Here is a 15,269-nt window from a genome sequence, read left to right as displayed (position 1 = left end):
GCCCACCATGTACGCATTCGACTACCAGCGCGCGGGCGACGCGCAAGGCGCCGTGAAAGCGATTGCCGCCGACGCGGACGCCAAATTCCTCGCGGGCGGACAGAGCCTGCTCGCGGCGATGAAGCTGCGGCTCGCGCAGCCGTCCACGCTCGTCGACGTCACGCGCATTCCCGAGCTGAAAACGATCTCGGTCGACGGCAAGGTCGTGAAGATCGGCGCGGCGGTCTGCCATGCCGACGTCGCCGCGAACGCGCCGATCCAGAACGCGCTGCCGGGCCTCGCGCAACTGGCCGCGCATATCGGCGACCGCCAGGTGCGCGCGCTCGGCACGCTCGGCGGCTCGCTCGCCAACGACGACCCGGCCGCCGACTATCCCGCCGCCGTGCTCGGTCTCGGCGCGACCGTGGTGACGGATCGCCGCCGCATCGCCGCCGACGACTTTTTCCTCGGCATGTACGAGACCGCGCTCGAACCCGACGAGCTGATCGTGGCCGTCGAGTTTCCGGTTCCGGAACGTTCGGCCTACGAAAAGTTTCGCAATCCGGCCTCGCACTTCGCGCTGACGGGCGTGTTCGTGGCGCAGTTCGCCTCGGGCGTGCGCGTGGCCGTGACGGGCGCGGCGCCGTCGGTGTTTCGCGCGACGGCGCTCGAAACCGCGCTCACGGCGAGCTTCACGGCGCAGGCGGCGCGCGCGGTCACGATCGGCGCGGACGGCTTGAACGGCGATCTGCATGCGAGCCCCGAGTATCGGGCGCACCTGATTCCGGTGCTCGCGGCGCGTGCGGTGACGAAGGCGCTCGGTTAGGCGCGTGCGGGAATCGGCGTCCGTTCGCGCGACTTTCTGCGCGCGCGGACGCCGGTGCTTCTCGCCCACCTTCCGCCCGCCACCAAGGAAAACGCTCGCGCAGTCAAAGGCCGCCATGCTCCCCGCCACCATCGACGACACGCTCGCGCAACTCGAAGCGCAGGGCTATTTCGCGAGCCGCGAACTGGCCACGGCGCTGTTTCTCGCGCTCAAGATGCAGCGCCCGCTGTTTCTCGAAGGCGAGCCCGGCGTGGGCAAGACCGAACTCGCGAAAGCCGCCGCGGCGCTCTGCGGCACGACGCTGCTGCGCCTGCAATGCTACGAAGGTCTCGACACGGCGAGCGCGCTCTACGAGTGGGACTATCCGCGTCAGATCATGGCGCTGCGCCTCGCCGAAGCCGCCGGCGACACGCCGCGCAACGACACGCTCTATCGCGACGAATTCCTCCTCAAGCGTCCGCTGTTGCAGGCGCTTCAACCCGATCCGCAACATCCGGGCGCGCGCCGCGTGCTGCTGATCGACGAAATCGACCGCGCCGACGAGCCGTTCGAAGCCTTCCTGCTCGAACTGCTTTCGGACTTCCAGGTGTCGATACCCGAATACGGCACGGTGCGCGCGAGCGAGCCGCCGCTCGTCGTCATCACGTCGAACCGCACGCGCGAAGTGCACGACGCGCTCAAGCGCCGCTGTCTCTATCAGTGGCTCGGCTACCCGGATCGCGCGCGCGAACTCGCCATCGTCGCGGCGCGAGCGAGCGAGACCTCGGCCGATCTGCAACGCCGCGCCGTCGCTTTCGTGCATCAACTGCGCACGATGGATCTGTTCAAGGCGCCGGGCATCGCCGAAACCATCGACTGGTGCCGCGCGCTGCACGCGCTCAGCGTGACCGAACTCGATCCGCAATCGGTGCAGGACACGCTGGGCGTGCTGCTCAAGTATCAGGACGATCTCGCGCAGCTCGACGCGCAACGGATCGCCGACACGCTCGCGCTCGCGGAGTAATGTCGATGCCGATGCCGCGCGCGCCCGCGCTTGCCACTTCGCTCACCGCCGCTTCCCGCGCATCGGACGCGCACGGCGGCCCGCCCATGCTCGCGCGCAACGTCGTGCACTTCGTGCGCGTGCTGCGCGGCGCGGGCTTGCCGATGTCGGGCGCGCGCGCCGCCGAAGCCATCGACGCGCTCGCCTTCATCGACCTCGCGCGCCGCGACGACGTGCGCGCGGCGCTGGCCGCGCTGCTCACCGCCGCGCCCGACGAGCGCGAACTGTTCGACGCCGCGTTCGCGCTGTTCTGGCGCGATCCCGACTGGGAAGGCAAGCTGCGCGCGCTGCTGCTGCCGAAGGTGCGCGGCGCGCTGCCGCCGCCGCGCCGCAATAACCGTCTCGCCGACGCGCTCGCCGCGCGGGCCGCCACGCGCGCGAACGCGCCGCACCCGCCCCCGACGCACGAGCAGCACGAACTGCGCGCGCACGCGACCTTCAGTGCCGAGGAGCGCCTGCGCCAGCGCGACTTCGACACGCTCACCGCCGACGAATGGCGCACGCTGCGCCACCTGATCCGCGCGCGCCGGCTGCCGCTCGCGACCGAGCGCACGCGGCGTCTGAAAACCTCGTCGCGCGGCACGCACGCCGATCTGCGCGCGAGCGCGCGTCATGCCGTGCGCGCGGGCGGCGACTGGACCGTGTGGAAATACCGCGCGCCCGTCGAGCGCAAGCTGCCGCTCGTGCTGCTGCTCGACATCTCCGGATCGATGAGCGCCTATTCGCGCGCCGTGCTCTACTTCTGCCACGCGCTACTGCAATCGCGCGAACGTCTGCAGGTGTTCCTGTTCGGCACGCGCCTCACCTACGCCACGCGCGCGCTGCGCGAACGCGATCCCGACATCGCGCTCGCGCAACTCGCCGCGCAGGTGGCGGACTGGTCGGGCGGCACGCGCATCGGCGCAACGCTCGCGGAATTCAACCGCCGCTGGGCGCGCCGCATGCTCGGCGGCCGCGCCACCGTGCTGATGGTCACCGACGGCCTCGACCACGACGCCACCGCCGCGCTCGACGACGAAATGGCGCGCCTGCACCGCTTCGCGCATCGCGTCGTCTGGCTCAATCCGCTGCTGCGTTACCGCGATTTCGCACCGAAGGCGCGCGGCGTGCAGGCGATGCTGCCGCACGTCGACGCGCATTATCCGGTCCACAACCTCGACTGCCTCGAAGCGCTCGGGCGCAGTCTGCGCGAGACGCCGCCGCGCGCGCCACATCAAGGAGCCACACGATGGAGCTGACCGAAACTCACACGCTGCCGGTGCCGCAGCAGCGCGCGTGGGAAGCGCTCAACGACACGGCCATCCTCAAGACGTGCATCCCGGGATGCGAGAGCATCGAGCCCGACGGCGAAAACGCGTATGCTGTCGCGCTGACCGCCGCTGTCGGGCCGGTGAAGGCGCGCTTCAAAGGCCGCATGCAGCTCGCCGATATCGACGCGCCGCGCAGCTACACGATCCAGTTCGAAGGCCAGGGCGGCGCAGCGGGCTTCGGCAAGGGCGACGCGCGCGTGACGCTCGAAGCGGCCGGCGACGACGCCACGACGCTCAGCTACACCGCCCGCGCACAGGTCGGCGGCAAGCTCGCGCAGATCGGCTCGCGGCTCGTCGACGGCGCGGCGCGCAAGATCGCCGCCGAGTTCTTCAAGCGCTTCGGCGAGCAGTTCGGCGACGAAGCGGAGCAAACCGCCAGCAACGAAAACGACAGCACAGCAACCGACCCGCCAGCCGCGAGCGCCGACGACACCGCGGCGACCGGCGACGAACCGCAAAAGAGGAAACGATCATGGACAGCGTGGATCTCGAAGTCCTGAAATCCAGCGTGCGCTGGCTCGAAGAAGGCCACCGCGCGTTGCTGGTGACGGTGGTGAAGACGTGGGGCTCGTCGCCGCGGCCCGAGGGCGCGATGCTCGTCGTACGCGACGACGGCCTCGTGGCCGGCTCGGTCTCCGGCGGCTGCATCGAGGACGATCTGATCGAGCGCGTGCGCCGCGAAGGCGTGCGCATCGCGAAACCCGAAGCCGTGAAATACGGCATCAGCGCCGAAGAAGCGCATCGCTTCGGCCTGCCTTGCGGCGGCACGATCCAGCTCGTGCTCGAACCGCTCAGCGCGGCCTCGGGCATCCGCGCGCTGCTCGACGCGGTGGAGCGCGGCGAACTCGTCGCGCGCACGCTCGACATCGCAAGCGGCCAGGCCACGCTCGGTCCCGCGAGCGCCACCGACGGCATCGATTTCGACGAGCGCCGCCTGCTGACCATTCACGGCCCGCGCTATCGCATGCTGGTGATCGGCGCGGGGCAGCTGTCGCGCTATCTCTGCCAGATCGCCGTGGGGCTCGACTATCAGGTGACCGTGTGCGATCCGCGCGAGGAATACACCGACGTCTGGGACGTGCCCGGCACGACGCTCGTGCGCACCATGCCCGACGACACCGTGATCGACATGAAGCTCGACGAACGCTGCGCCGTGATCGCGCTCACGCACGACCCGAAGCTCGACGACCTCGCGCTGATGGAAGCGCTCAAAACGCCCGCGTTCTACGTGGGCGCGCTCGGCTCGCGGCGCAACAACGCGGCGCGGCGCGAGCGGCTCAAGGAATTCGATCTGAGCGAGGCGGAACTCGCGCGGCTGCACGGGCCGGTGGGCATCTATATCGGCAGCCGCACGCCGCCCGAGATCGCCGTGTCGATCCTCGCGGAAGTCACGGCGGCGAAGAACGGCGTCTCGCTGCCGACGATCCTGCAGGTCGAAGGCGCGAAGGCCGCGCGCGAGCAGGCTGCGAGTGCCGGTTCGTGTCACGTGTGAGGCGCGCGCGGTTTCGGCCGCGTTCGGCTCGACGCAGCACGCGCGACACCGCGGCGCGCGCATGAAAAACGGGCCGCGACTTGCGTCGGCGGCCCGTAGAGTGCTGCGGGATGCAGCGAATTGCGCGCCCTCGGCGGGCGCCTGTCATCGTTGTCTTGTCGCTAAACCAGGCCGATTGGCGGCTTAGCCGAACAGCTTCATCGCCTGCGCGAGCGTGTTCGTCACGCCCCACACGAGCGGCACCAGCACGTAAAGCCAGAACACCGCCATCAGCGCCTTGTTCGAGGACTTCGTGGTTTGCACGGCTGCATTCGTCATGATGGTCGCTCCTTATTTACCGGCGGCCGCGAGTTGCGCGTCGCTCATGTGATGCTTCTCGTCGACGCGGCGCACCAGCAGATTGCAGATGAAACCGACCACCAGCAGCGAGGCCATGATGTGCACGGTCATCGTGTAGGCGTCGGCCTTCGCCACGCCGTGCGCCACCTGATACGCGCGCACGTAGTTCACGAGCACCGGACCCGCCACGCCCGCCGCCGCCCACGCGGTCAGCAGACGGCCGTGAATGCCGCCGACGAACGCCGTGCCGAACATGTCCGCGAGATACGCGGGCACGGTCGAGAAACCGCCGCCGTACATCGAAAGGATCAGGCAGTACGCGAGCACGAAGAACACGATGTTGCCGCTCTGCGCGAACTGCGGCACCGCGTAGTACAGCACCGCGCCGAACACGAAGAAGATGAAGTACGTGTTCTTGCGGCCGACCCAGTCCGACGCCGAGGCCCAGACGAAACGTCCGCCCATGTTGAAGAGCGAGAGCAGGCCGACGAAGCCCGCCGCGGCACCCGCCGTCACGGTGTCCTTGAAGCTTTCCTGGATCATCACCGAGGCCTGGCCGAGAATGCCGATGCCGGCCGTCACGTTCAGGAACAGCACCAGCCAGATCAGGTAGAACTGCGGCGTCTTGAGCGCCTGGTCGATATGCACGTGCGAGCGCGAAACGAGCTTGCCGCTGGTCGCGGGCGGCGTCCAGCCTGCGGGCTGCCAGCCCGGCGCGGGCACGCGGATCGCGATCGAGCCGATCGTCATCGAGATGAAGTAGGCGATGCCCAGCACCACGAAGGTCTGCGCGACGCCGACGCTCGTGTCGCTCGAGAAGTGCTTCATCAGCATCACGGAGAGCGGTGCGGCGATCATCGCGCCGCCGCCGAAGCCCATGATCGCGAGGCCGGTCGCCATGCCGCGGCGGTCCGGGAACCAGCGAATCAGCGTCGAAACCGGCGAAACATAACCGAGGCCCAGCCCGATGCCGCCGATCACGCCATAGCCGAGATACAGCAGCACGATCTGATGCAGATACACGCCGAGCGCCGAGACGAGGAAGCCGCCGCCGAAGCAGCAGGCCGCCGTGAACATCGTGCGGCGCGGGCCGACGCGTTCGAGCCACTTGCCGCCGAACGCGGCGGACAGGCCGAGGAACACGATCGCGAGCGAGAAGATCCAGCCGAGCGAGGTGAGCGTCCAGTCGTCGGGCGACGACTGCGTCACGCCGATCACTTTCGTCAGCGGCGAGTTGAACACCGAAAAGGCGTACGCCTGGCCGATGCACAGATGCACCGCGAGCGCGGCGGGCGGCACCATCCAGCGCGAAAAGCCGGGCGGTGCAATGGTGGCCTCCTTAGAGAAGAAGGGTGCGGGTGCGGTGCCGCGCGTCGAATCCGCAACGCTGCTCATTGGTCGGTCTCCTTGGGAAGCTAAATACGTCATGCCGTGCGCGCACGTGCCGGCGCCGCCTCGAAGGCGGCCGGCAATCGCTGAATGGGTCCCCGTAGCGATGGTTTTCCTGCGTGCGCGCACGAAGCGCTTACATGCCGAAAGCTCGGCACGCCCGAACGTTAGTGCCCGGCGCGAGTGTTGGCAATATGAGACAGAAGTGCATATGGACCGAACAGGCCCATGACGGAGGACATGAGAGCGAAGAAAAGCGCTTGACTGCGGCCCTGTGAACGGGAATCGCGCGATATTTGCGCCGCGCGTGGATCGCGCGGCTCAGGGTAAATCGTTAGCGAGGCGTGGCGTCAAAGCAACCCGACGGCGAAGGCGGCGGCCACCGATCCGGCGACCAGCACCACGCCAATCGTGCGGCGCTTGTTCAGTTCGGTCCACAGCAGCACGCCCGTCAGCGAGAGCAGGATCAGGCTGCCCGCGATGGTGTCCATCAACAGCACCCAGCCGATGCCCATGCCCACGCCGCGGTGCAGATTGTTGAGCGTGGCGAAGAAGGCGCTCTGCGTGCGCCGCACCGAGACCGTGTTGTTGCCCACCCAGTACTCGACGGCGAGGCTCTGGCGCGGCCCCATCAGCGCGAATTGCCACGATTCGGGCTGCACCACGCTTCGGTCGCCCCACGCGACCGGATGCGCCTTCTCGCGGCGGATCTTGCCGGGCTTGCCGTCGAAGGCGAGTTCGCGCTGCAGCCAGTGCGCGAGCGCCTCGGGCGACGGCGGCCGCTCCCCGGGCAGCGCCACCTGCATCTCCTTGACCTGCGGCGCGCCCGACGAAATCTTCATCGGCCCCGCGCGATGGTTGAGCAGGAAACCGGTCACGCCGAACAGCAGACCGAGCACCGCGCCCCACAGGCCCACCCAGCCGTGCACCTTGCGCAGCCATTTGATGAAAGTCGCGCGGCGCGAGCGCTGGCGACGCGCGGCGCGATCGGCAGCGTCGAGCGGTCTGGTGGACGCACCACCTGACGCATTAGCGGACGGATTGGCGGCATTGCGGGCGGAAGGCGATTCGATCGCGATCTCGTCGACACGGGCATTCACGGGAGCACTCCAGACACGGCGCCGCGCCATGCGCCGCAGCCAAGCTTACAAATGAGAATAGTTATTATTACATATTCGAAAGCCGGGCCGCCGCGAAACCCGCCGTGCGGCCGTCCGCACGCTGGGACGGCGGCGGCGCTTGACAAGCGAATAGCATGACTTTTAAGTGAGGGGATGGCGCAAAAACGCGCATGGCCGGCGCAAAAAGCCCATCGAGCAGGCGACGCACAATCGACCCGGCACGCCCCCATCAACCGCAGCGAAGCCCCCAGAAGGCCGCCATGCGCTACGTCCTCGTTGTTTGCCTTGTCCTGCTCGCGACGCCCGGCGGCGCGAGAGCGGCCGAATTGCGCTCGCCGTTCGAACCGGCCGCGAGCGCGGCGGTGGCGACCGTGACGACTGTCGCGACCGTCGCCGCATCCGACGCCGCCGAGCAGGCGCCCTACACCAACGAGGCGGAAACCCAGACCTTCACGATCAACGCCGACGGCTCCTACACCAAGACCGACACGCTCACGCTGCGCGTGAACACCGAAGCGGGCATCGCGCGCGCGGGCCAGTATTACGTGTGGTTCAACCGCGAGATGGCGCACGTCGAGATTCTCGACGCGTGGACCGAGGACGCCCGGGGCGGCCGTCACGACGTGCGTCCCGACCAGATCCGCGATGTGCAGGAAGTGCGCTCGTTCGACGCGCCGATGTTCCAGGACGTGCAGGACAAGGTGATCGTGTTTCCCGCCGTCGAGCCCGGCGCGCGCGTGCATCTCACCTGGCGCAAGACGCAGCGCGTGCCGCTCGTGCCCGGCTGGTTCAGCGACTTCACGCCGCCCGACATGGCGCCCACGCATAACTTCCGCGTGATCTACGACCTGCCCGCGAACGTGCCGCTCTACGCCGACGCGCGCGGTTTCACGTCGATTGCACCCGTCACCGCGCGCGGCCGCACACGCTACGAATTCCGCTACGACAAGCGCAATTTCGGCCGCCTCGAATATGGTTCGGTTTCCTACGTAAGCTACGGCGACCGGCTGATGGTCTCCACCTTCCCCGACTACGCGGCGTTCGCGCGCGTCTATCGCGAAGCGGCCGTCGACGCGAGCGCGCGCGACCCCGTCGTCGTGCAGCTCGCGCGCACGCTCACTGCGCGCGACGCCACCGAACGTGCGAAAGCGCAGACGCTTTACGACTGGGTGCGCCGCAATATCCGCTACGTGGCGATGAACATCGGGCGCGGCGAGATCGTGCCGCATCGCGTGAGCGAGGTGCTCGCGAACCGCTACGGCGACTGCAAGGACCACGTGGCGCTCTACGGCGCGCTGCTCGACGCCGTGGGCGTGCGCAACACGCCCGCGCTCCTCAACAGCGGCACGATCTACACGCTGCCCGCCGTGCCCGGCTTCGGCGTGATCAATCACGTCATCACGTGGCTGCCGGGCTTGCAGATGTTCGCCGACTCCACCGCGAGCAACGTCGAGTTCGGCTATCTGCCGTCGACCGACATGAACCGCCAGACCGTGCTGGCCGGCGACGGCTCGCTGATGAGCACGCCCACCACCGCCACCACCACGCGCGACAGCGATCTCGACATCACCGTGGCGGCCGACGGCTCGGCGCGCTTCGTCTATCGCCTGCAATCGGAAGGCTGGGCCGCCGAGCAGACGCGCAGCGTGCTGCGTCTGCAAACGCCCGCGCAGCGCGAGGAATCGCTGCAATGGGAATTGCGCAACGCGAATCTGCGCGGCAGCGCCACGCTCGCGTCGAGTCCGCTGGACGCGACGGGCGGCCCGCTCGTCGTCACGCTCACGGGCACGCTGGACGGCTTCGTCGATCCGCAGATGACCACGCCGGTGCCGACGCTCACGAGCCTCGTGGGCGGGCTCGACGCGAATCTGCGCTACTGGCTCGGCGAGACGCGCCGCACGCAGCCGTTCGTGTGCCGCAACGTGGAGATGACCGAACGCGCGCGCATTGCGCTGCCCGCGAGCCTGCGCGTGCTCGACGTGCCGTCGCCGCAACAGGCGGGCAATGCCTTCGTCGATTACCGCTCGCAGTATCGGCTCGACGCGCAGGCGAACGTGTTGCGCGTGACGCGCACCGGACGCACGCATTTCGCAAGCGACGTCTGCAGCGCCGACGAATTCACGCAGATGCGTCCGGCCTTCGAAACGATGGCGCGCGACCTGCGCGCGCAGTTGATCGTGAAGCCCGCGTCGAAGCCCTTGTTGACGCCCGAAACGGGCGCGGACTAGGCGCGATCGTCACACCGGCCAGAGCGGCCCTTCCTGCATCGTGCCGATCTGCTCGCGCAATTCGAGAATGCGCTCTTCCCAGTAGCGCTGCGTGTTGAACCACGGAAACGCGGCCGGAAACGCGGGATCGTGCCAGCGGCGCGCGAGCCACGCCGAATAGTGGATGAGGCGCAGCGTGCGCAGCGCTTCGATCAGATGCAGTTCGCGCGGATCGAATTCGCTGAAATCCTCGTAGCCTGCCAGCAGATCGGCGAGCGCGCGCGATGCGCCTTCGCGGTCGCCGGGCAGCAGCAGCCACAGATCCTGCACGGCGGGACCCATGCGGCTGTCGTCGAAGTCGACGAAATGCGGGCCGGCGTCGGTCCAGAGCACGTTGCTCGGATGGCAGTCGCCATGCAGACGCAACTGGCGCACGTCGCCCGCGCGCTCGAACGCCGCTTCGACGCCTTCGAGCGCGAGCCCGATCGCGGCCTGCCACGCGCTGCGCACATCGGCGGGCACGAAGTCGTGCTCGATCAGCCAGTCGCGCGGCTCGTAGCCGTAGCTCTGAATGTCGATGGACGGCCGCGCGCGATACGGCTGCGTCGCGCCCACGGCGTGGATCCGTCCGATGAATCGGCCGATCCATTCGAGCACGTCGCTGCGGTCGAGTTCGGGCGCGCGGCCGCCGCGCCGTTCGAACAGCGCGAAGCGAAAGCCCTCGAATTCATGCAGCGAACGGCCCTCCAGCACGCGTGCGGGCACGGCCGGAATCTCGCGCGCGGCGAGTTCGGCCACGAAGGCGTGCTCCTCCAGAATCGCTTCGTCGCTCCAGCGCTGCGGGCGGTAGAACTTCGCGACCAGCGGCTGCGCGTCTTCGACGCCGACCTGATAGACGCGGTTTTCGTAGCTGTTGAGCGCGAGCATGCGGCCATCGGTGCGCTCGCCCGCGGGCATCAGCACGCTGTCGACGGCGTCGAGCACGCACTCGGGCGTCAGGCGCGCGTAAGGTGCGGCCTGGGCCGAATCGGCCGAATCCGCCGGTTGCGGCTCGTCGGAGGGGAAGGAGGTATCGTCGTTCATCCCCGCATTGTGCATCTTGCGGAGCGCGGCGGCGAGCCGCAAACGTGGGGGCCTGGGAAGGTTTGGTTGCCGCGCGGCCGCGCAGTCAAACGTTAAACCGGACGGCCAGGCAGGCAGCGGGGGCAAGCCCCTTTTCGTAGATCTCGCGTAGATCGCGCGTGGAACGCGCGCAGGCAGAGGCAGACAGCGACAGACAGCGGCGCGCGCGCAGACGGGCCGGGGATCGGCCCGCGAGGCGCAGTGGCGCTCAGTGGACTTTCGCGCCGGCGGGCATGACGTGCTCGCCCGTGTCGATCAGATCTTCGAGAAAAAAGGGCTCGGTATTGAGCTCTTTCGACGCGCCGGGCTCGCCGCTGTACCACGTGACCATGGCCATGTCGCCGAGAATACGTTGCACGATGCCGCGCGCCCCATTGGGCACGGCGATATGGACGGTGCGGACGATAGAACCGATTTGCATGATGTTTCCCCGTTCCCATTGCCGGCTTTCCCGCAGGAAAGACCGGTCACTGTACTGACAAAAACCGCTGCGCACACCACCAGGTTGCGCATGCATCCAACCTGCTCCGACGGCCCGCGTGCACGACGGCATGCACGATTGCGTTCACCACGGCATGCAGCTTCGGATTCGCTGTGCAAGCGCGTTTTGGGCCAACCGGTTTCCCCATTGTTGCCTGTTTGGGCACGCCCGCAAAGCAAAAAAATAGGGGGGCCGAACAATGGCAAAGCCCGCCGCAGACGGGCATGCTGTTACTTTCGCACGCCGCGCGCCTTCGTGCAGCGTCGAATACAGCGTATTCCGTGGCGCTGTTCGGCGAATCCCGCCCGGGTCGCGAAGACCCGTCTCGCGTTGCGCGATTGCGTCGCCCACAACACTTACGAGACGCTGACTGTACCAGATGGTGAACCGGCGCCCGTCTTTCCACCCTTTCGCGTTCGGCACGCGAAGTGCGCCGGCACACACGTCCACGCGAAAGAACACGCACACGAGCGCACGCAAGCACGCGCAAGCACACACGCAGCCCCATACGCGAGCACGCGCCCAGCCGCCGAAGCCGGTGCGCCACGCGTGAAACCCACATGCAGCGAGGCTGCAACACGGGTGCACACGGGCGCGCGCAGGCGCTATAGTCCAGTCCCAAGGAGACAAACGGCGCGCCGCAAGGGCGAGCCGCCACCGACCACCCCCGATAGCGATCGGACCACCACCAGATAAACACAAGCCGTCCGGACCAGGCGCGCGCGCTGCGCACGCATCGGCGCGGCGCATCGCCCTGAGCGAAGGAATCGCTGTTCCATGTGGATCGTCCGGCTCGCACTCAAGCGCCCGTATACGTTCGTCGTGCTCGCGTTGCTGCTGTTGATCGTCGGGCCGCTGACGATCGTGCGCACGCCCACGGACATCTTCCCGAACATCGACATTCCCGTGCTCTCGGTCATCTGGACCTACACGGGCCTGCCCGCCGACGAGATGTCGCGGCGCATCGCGCTCAACTACGAGCGCGGGCTTTCCGTGGCCGTGAACGACATCGAGCACACCGAATCGACGTCGCTCAACGGCATCGCGATCGTGAAGATCTTCTTCCAGCCGCACGCGAACGTGCAGGAAGCGCTCGCCGAAGTCACCGCGCTCTCGCAGACGCAACTGCGCCAGCTGCCGCCCGGCATCACGCCGCCGAACATCCTGCGCTACAACGCCTCGACCGTGCCGATCCTGCGGCTCTCGCTGTCCTCGCAGCAACTCACCGAGCAGGAACTGTTCGACTACGGCAACAACTTCCTCAAGACGCAGCTCGCGACCGTGCCGGGCGCGAGCGCGCCGCTGCCGTATGGCGGCAAGCAGCGGCAGATCATGGTCGACATCGACCAGCGCGAATTGCAGCAGCACAATCTCTCGCCGATGGACGTCGTCAGCGCGATCAGCACGCAGAATCTGATTCTGCCGTCGGGCACCGCGAAGATCGGCGCGACCGAGTATTCGGTGCTGATGAACGCGAGCCCCGACACCATCGCGGGCCTCAACGACATCCCCGTGAAAACCACGGCGAGCGGCACGGTCTACATTCGCGACGTGGCGCACGTGCGCGACGGCTTCGTGCCGCAGACCAACATCGTGCGCGTGGACGGCCAGCGCGCCGCGCTGCTCACCATCAACAAGAGCGGCAACACCTCGACGCTCGACATCGTCGACCGCATCAAGGCGATGATGCCGCAACTGCGCAACCTCGTGCCGTCGTCGCTGAACATCGACCCGGTCGCGGACCAGTCGCTGTTCGTGCGCGCCTCGATCAAGGGCGTGCTGCGCGAGGCGCTGATCGCCGCCGCGCTCACCGCGCTGATGATCCTGCTGTTTCTCGGCAACTGGCGCGCGACGCTCATCATCGCCGTGTCGATTCCGCTCTCGATGATCACCTCGATCATCGCGCTCGCAGCGCTCGGCGAAACCATCAACATCATGACGCTCGGCGGCCTCGCGCTCGCCGTCGGCATTCTCGTTGACGACGCAACGGTCGCCATCGAAAACATCAGCCAGCAACTCGAACAGGGCAAGACGCTCGAACAGGCGATTCTCGACGGCGCGCATCAGATCGCGATTCCCACGCTGGTGTCCACGCTCTCGATCTGCATCGTGTTCGTGCCGATGTTCCTGCTCACGGGCGTCGCGCACTATCTGTTCATTCCGCTCGCGGAAGCCGTGGTGTTCGCGATGCTCGCCTCGTACTTCTTCTCGCGCACGCTGGTGCCGACACTCGCGAAATACCTGCTGCGCCATCACAAGAGCGCGGACCTTCATCACGAAACCACGCGCAATCCGTTCATGCGCGTGCACCTCGCGTTCGAACGCGGCTTCGAGCGCACGCGCGGGCGTTATCGCGCGTTTCTCGCGGCGCGCGTCGCGCATCCCGTGGGCTTCGTCACGCTCTTTCTGGCCTGTTGCGGCGCCTCGCTGCTGCTGATGCCTTTCCTCGGACGCGACTTCTTTCCGCAAGTCGATGCGGGCACCATCGCGCTGCATCTGCGCGCGAAGACCGGCATGCGCGTGGAAGAAACGGCGGTGCTCACCGACCGCGTCGACGCGCGCATTCGCGCGCTGATTCCCGCGCGCGAGCTGCATTCGATCATCGACAACATCGGCCTGCCGGTGTCGGGCATCAATCTCTCGTACAGCAACACCGGCACCATCGGCACCTCGGACGCCGACGTGCTGATCTCGCTGAACGAAGACCATCATCCGACCGCGGACTACGTGCGCAGCTTGCGCCGCACGCTCAACGACGAATTCCCCGGCGTGCAGTTCGCCTTTCTGCCCGCCGATATCGTGAGCCAGACGCTGAACTTCGGCATGCCCGCGCCTATCGACGTGCAGATCACGGGCCGCGACGCCACCGCCAACCGCGCCTTCGCCGCGCGCCTGCTCGCGAAGCTGCGCAGCGTGCCCGGTCTCGCCGACGCGCGCATCCAGCAGCCCGCCGACCTGCCGCGCATCTTCATCGACGTCGATCGCACGCGCGCGCAACAGGCGGGCTTCACGCAGAAGGACATCGCGAGCGATCTGCTCATCACGCTCTCGGGCAGCCAGCAGACCACGCCCACGTTCTGGCTCAATCCGATGAACGGCGTGAGCTACAACGTGGTCACGGAAGCACCGCAATACACGATCGATTCGCTCCAGTCGCTCGCCAACATTCCGCTCACCGCGAACGGCCGCAGCAATATTCTCGGCTCGCTCGCGAGCATGCAGCGCGAGGCGGGCGAGGCCGTGGTCTCGCACTACAACGCGCAGACCGCCGTCGATATTTACGGCAGCGCCGACGGCCGCGATCTCGGCGCGGTCTCCGACGACATCCGCAGGATCATCGACAACTCGCGCGCCCAGTTGCCCAAGGGCTCGGCCATCGAGTTGCGCGGCCAGGTGCAGACGATGAACGACTCGTTCTCCGGATTGTTCGGCGGACTCGTGTTCGCGATCGTGCTCGTCTATCTGCTGATCGTGGTGAATTTCCAGTCGTGGCTCGATCCGTTCATCATCATCACGGCGCTGCCGGGCGCGCTCGCGGGCATCGTCTGGATGCTGTTCCTCACGCACACCACGCTCTCCATTCCCGCGCTCACGGGCGCGATCATGTGTATCGGCATCGCCACTGCGAATTCGATTCTCGTCATCAGCTTCGCACGCGAGCAGTTGCGCGAACATGGCGACGCCGCGCGCGCGGCCATCGAAGCGGGCTTCACGCGCTTTCGTCCCGTGTTGATGACCGCGCTCGCGATGGTGATCGGCATGGTGCCGATGGCGCTCGGGCTCGGCGAAGGCGGCGAACAGAACGCGCCGCTCGGGCGCGCCGTGATCGGCGGCCTGCTCGTGGGCACGCTCGCGACGCTGGTGTTCGTGCCCGTGGTGTTCTCGCTCGTCTATCGCAAGCTCGCCGCGCGCCGTCAGCGCGCCATCGAACACGTCGTACCGAAACCATGACGACTTCTCC

The 15,269-nt window shown here is 67.5% G+C and carries 12 protein-coding genes; 7 read left to right on the top strand and 5 right to left on the bottom strand.

What is annotated here, in order from left to right; genetic code table 11:
• Positions 1 to 7 precede the first annotated feature (7 nt).
• The 5 genes from BMY06_RS10480 to BMY06_RS10460 all read left to right on the top strand — a co-directional run bounded on the left by BMY06_RS10480 (position 8) and on the right by BMY06_RS10460 (position 4,649).
• Positions 8 to 805 carry an FAD binding domain-containing protein gene (locus BMY06_RS10480; protein ID WP_065061923.1) on the top strand — a complete coding sequence of 266 codons (798 nt, stop codon included), beginning with the start codon at positions 8 to 10 and terminating at the stop codon, positions 803 to 805.
• A 115-nt stretch (positions 806 to 920) separates the two neighbouring features.
• Positions 921 to 1,808: an AAA family ATPase gene (locus BMY06_RS10475; protein WP_065061921.1), complete on the top strand. Its 888-nt coding sequence runs from the start codon at positions 921 to 923 to the stop codon at positions 1,806 to 1,808.
• An 86-nt stretch (positions 1,809 to 1,894) separates the two neighbouring features.
• The gene (locus BMY06_RS10470; protein ID WP_074983029.1) at positions 1,895 to 3,085 is read left to right on the top strand and encodes a vWA domain-containing protein; all 1,191 of its coding nucleotides are present in this window, start codon (positions 1,895 to 1,897) and stop codon (positions 3,083 to 3,085) included.
• Positions 3,076 to 3,657 (top strand): SRPBCC family protein, encoded by a 582-nt coding sequence (locus BMY06_RS10465; RefSeq protein WP_074982947.1) that lies wholly within the window; start codon positions 3,076 to 3,078, stop codon positions 3,655 to 3,657. The genes BMY06_RS10470 and BMY06_RS10465 overlap by 10 nt, the downstream gene beginning before the upstream one ends.
• On the top strand, positions 3,630 to 4,649 hold the full coding sequence (locus BMY06_RS10460; protein WP_065061917.1) for an XdhC family protein: 1,020 nt from the start codon (positions 3,630 to 3,632) through the stop codon (positions 4,647 to 4,649). The genes BMY06_RS10465 and BMY06_RS10460 overlap by 28 nt, the downstream gene beginning before the upstream one ends.
• 183 nt (positions 4,650 to 4,832) lie before the next feature.
• Here the strand turns inward: BMY06_RS10460 and BMY06_RS10455 are convergent, their stop codons facing one another.
• The 3 genes from BMY06_RS10455 to BMY06_RS10445 form a co-directional block, all read right to left on the bottom strand.
• The gene (locus BMY06_RS10455; RefSeq protein WP_065061915.1) at positions 4,833 to 4,967 is read right to left on the bottom strand and encodes an MFS transporter small subunit; all 135 of its coding nucleotides are present in this window, start codon (positions 4,965 to 4,967) and stop codon (positions 4,833 to 4,835) included.
• Between the two features lie 12 nt (positions 4,968 to 4,979).
• Complete coding sequence (locus BMY06_RS10450) at positions 4,980 to 6,383, bottom strand: L-lactate MFS transporter (RefSeq protein ID WP_065061913.1); 1,404 nt, start codon at positions 6,381 to 6,383, stop codon at positions 4,980 to 4,982.
• A 344-nt stretch (positions 6,384 to 6,727) separates the two neighbouring features.
• Positions 6,728 to 7,450: a PepSY-associated TM helix domain-containing protein gene (locus tag BMY06_RS10445; RefSeq protein WP_074983028.1), complete on the bottom strand. Its 723-nt coding sequence runs from the start codon at positions 7,448 to 7,450 to the stop codon at positions 6,728 to 6,730.
• 308 nt (positions 7,451 to 7,758) lie between these two features.
• Between BMY06_RS10445 and BMY06_RS10440 the strand changes: the two genes are divergently transcribed.
• Entirely contained in the window at positions 7,759 to 9,726 is a 1,968-nt protein-coding gene (locus tag BMY06_RS10440) for a DUF3857 domain-containing transglutaminase family protein (protein WP_173816883.1), read from the top strand.
• Between the two features lie 9 nt (positions 9,727 to 9,735).
• Here the strand turns inward: BMY06_RS10440 and BMY06_RS10435 are convergent, their stop codons facing one another.
• Both BMY06_RS10435 and BMY06_RS10430 read right to left on the bottom strand, forming a co-directional pair.
• Positions 9,736 to 10,788: a serine/threonine protein kinase gene (locus BMY06_RS10435; RefSeq protein WP_074983025.1), complete on the bottom strand. Its 1,053-nt coding sequence runs from the start codon at positions 10,786 to 10,788 to the stop codon at positions 9,736 to 9,738.
• Positions 10,789 to 11,035: 247 nt separating this feature from the next.
• Positions 11,036 to 11,248, bottom strand: a complete 213-nt coding sequence (locus tag BMY06_RS10430; RefSeq protein ID WP_065061911.1) for a hypothetical protein — start codon at positions 11,246 to 11,248, stop codon at positions 11,036 to 11,038.
• An 837-nt stretch (positions 11,249 to 12,085) separates the two neighbouring features.
• Here BMY06_RS10430 and BMY06_RS10425 point away from each other — a divergent pair.
• Complete coding sequence (locus BMY06_RS10425; protein WP_074982945.1) at positions 12,086 to 15,259, top strand: efflux RND transporter permease subunit; 3,174 nt, start codon at positions 12,086 to 12,088, stop codon at positions 15,257 to 15,259.
• Positions 15,260 to 15,269 lie beyond the last annotated feature (10 nt).

The sequence above is a fragment of the Paraburkholderia tropica genome (assembly GCF_900109265.1).
Taxonomy (GTDB): domain Bacteria; phylum Pseudomonadota; class Gammaproteobacteria; order Burkholderiales; family Burkholderiaceae; genus Paraburkholderia; species Paraburkholderia tropica.
This window is presented reverse-complemented; position numbering and strand designations above follow the sequence as displayed.

What these genes read in the sequence shown, in the direction of transcription:
- BMY06_RS10450 (WP_065061913.1), bottom strand. Translation starts at nt 6,383, where the DNA reads ATGAGCAGCGTTGCGGATTCGACGCGCGGCACCGCACCCGCACCCTTC.
- BMY06_RS10430 (WP_065061911.1), bottom strand. Translation starts at nt 11,248, where the DNA reads ATGCAAATCGGTTCTATCGTCCGCACCGTCCATATCGCCGTGCCCAAT.
- BMY06_RS10465 (WP_074982947.1), top strand. Translation starts at nt 3,076, where the DNA reads ATGGAGCTGACCGAAACTCACACGCTGCCGGTGCCGCAGCAGCGCGCG.
- BMY06_RS10440 (WP_173816883.1), top strand. Translation starts at nt 7,759, where the DNA reads ATGCGCTACGTCCTCGTTGTTTGCCTTGTCCTGCTCGCGACGCCCGGC.
- BMY06_RS10470 (WP_074983029.1), top strand. Translation starts at nt 1,895, where the DNA reads ATGCTCGCGCGCAACGTCGTGCACTTCGTGCGCGTGCTGCGCGGCGCG.
- BMY06_RS10425 (WP_074982945.1), top strand. Translation starts at nt 12,086, where the DNA reads ATGTGGATCGTCCGGCTCGCACTCAAGCGCCCGTATACGTTCGTCGTG.
- BMY06_RS10435 (WP_074983025.1), bottom strand. Translation starts at nt 10,788, where the DNA reads ATGAACGACGATACCTCCTTCCCCTCCGACGAGCCGCAACCGGCGGAT.
- BMY06_RS10480 (WP_065061923.1), top strand. Translation starts at nt 8, where the DNA reads ATGTACGCATTCGACTACCAGCGCGCGGGCGACGCGCAAGGCGCCGTG.
- BMY06_RS10455 (WP_065061915.1), bottom strand. Translation starts at nt 4,967, where the DNA reads ATGACGAATGCAGCCGTGCAAACCACGAAGTCCTCGAACAAGGCGCTG.
- BMY06_RS10460 (WP_065061917.1), top strand. Translation starts at nt 3,630, where the DNA reads ATGGACAGCGTGGATCTCGAAGTCCTGAAATCCAGCGTGCGCTGGCTC.
- BMY06_RS10475 (WP_065061921.1), top strand. Translation starts at nt 921, where the DNA reads ATGCTCCCCGCCACCATCGACGACACGCTCGCGCAACTCGAAGCGCAG.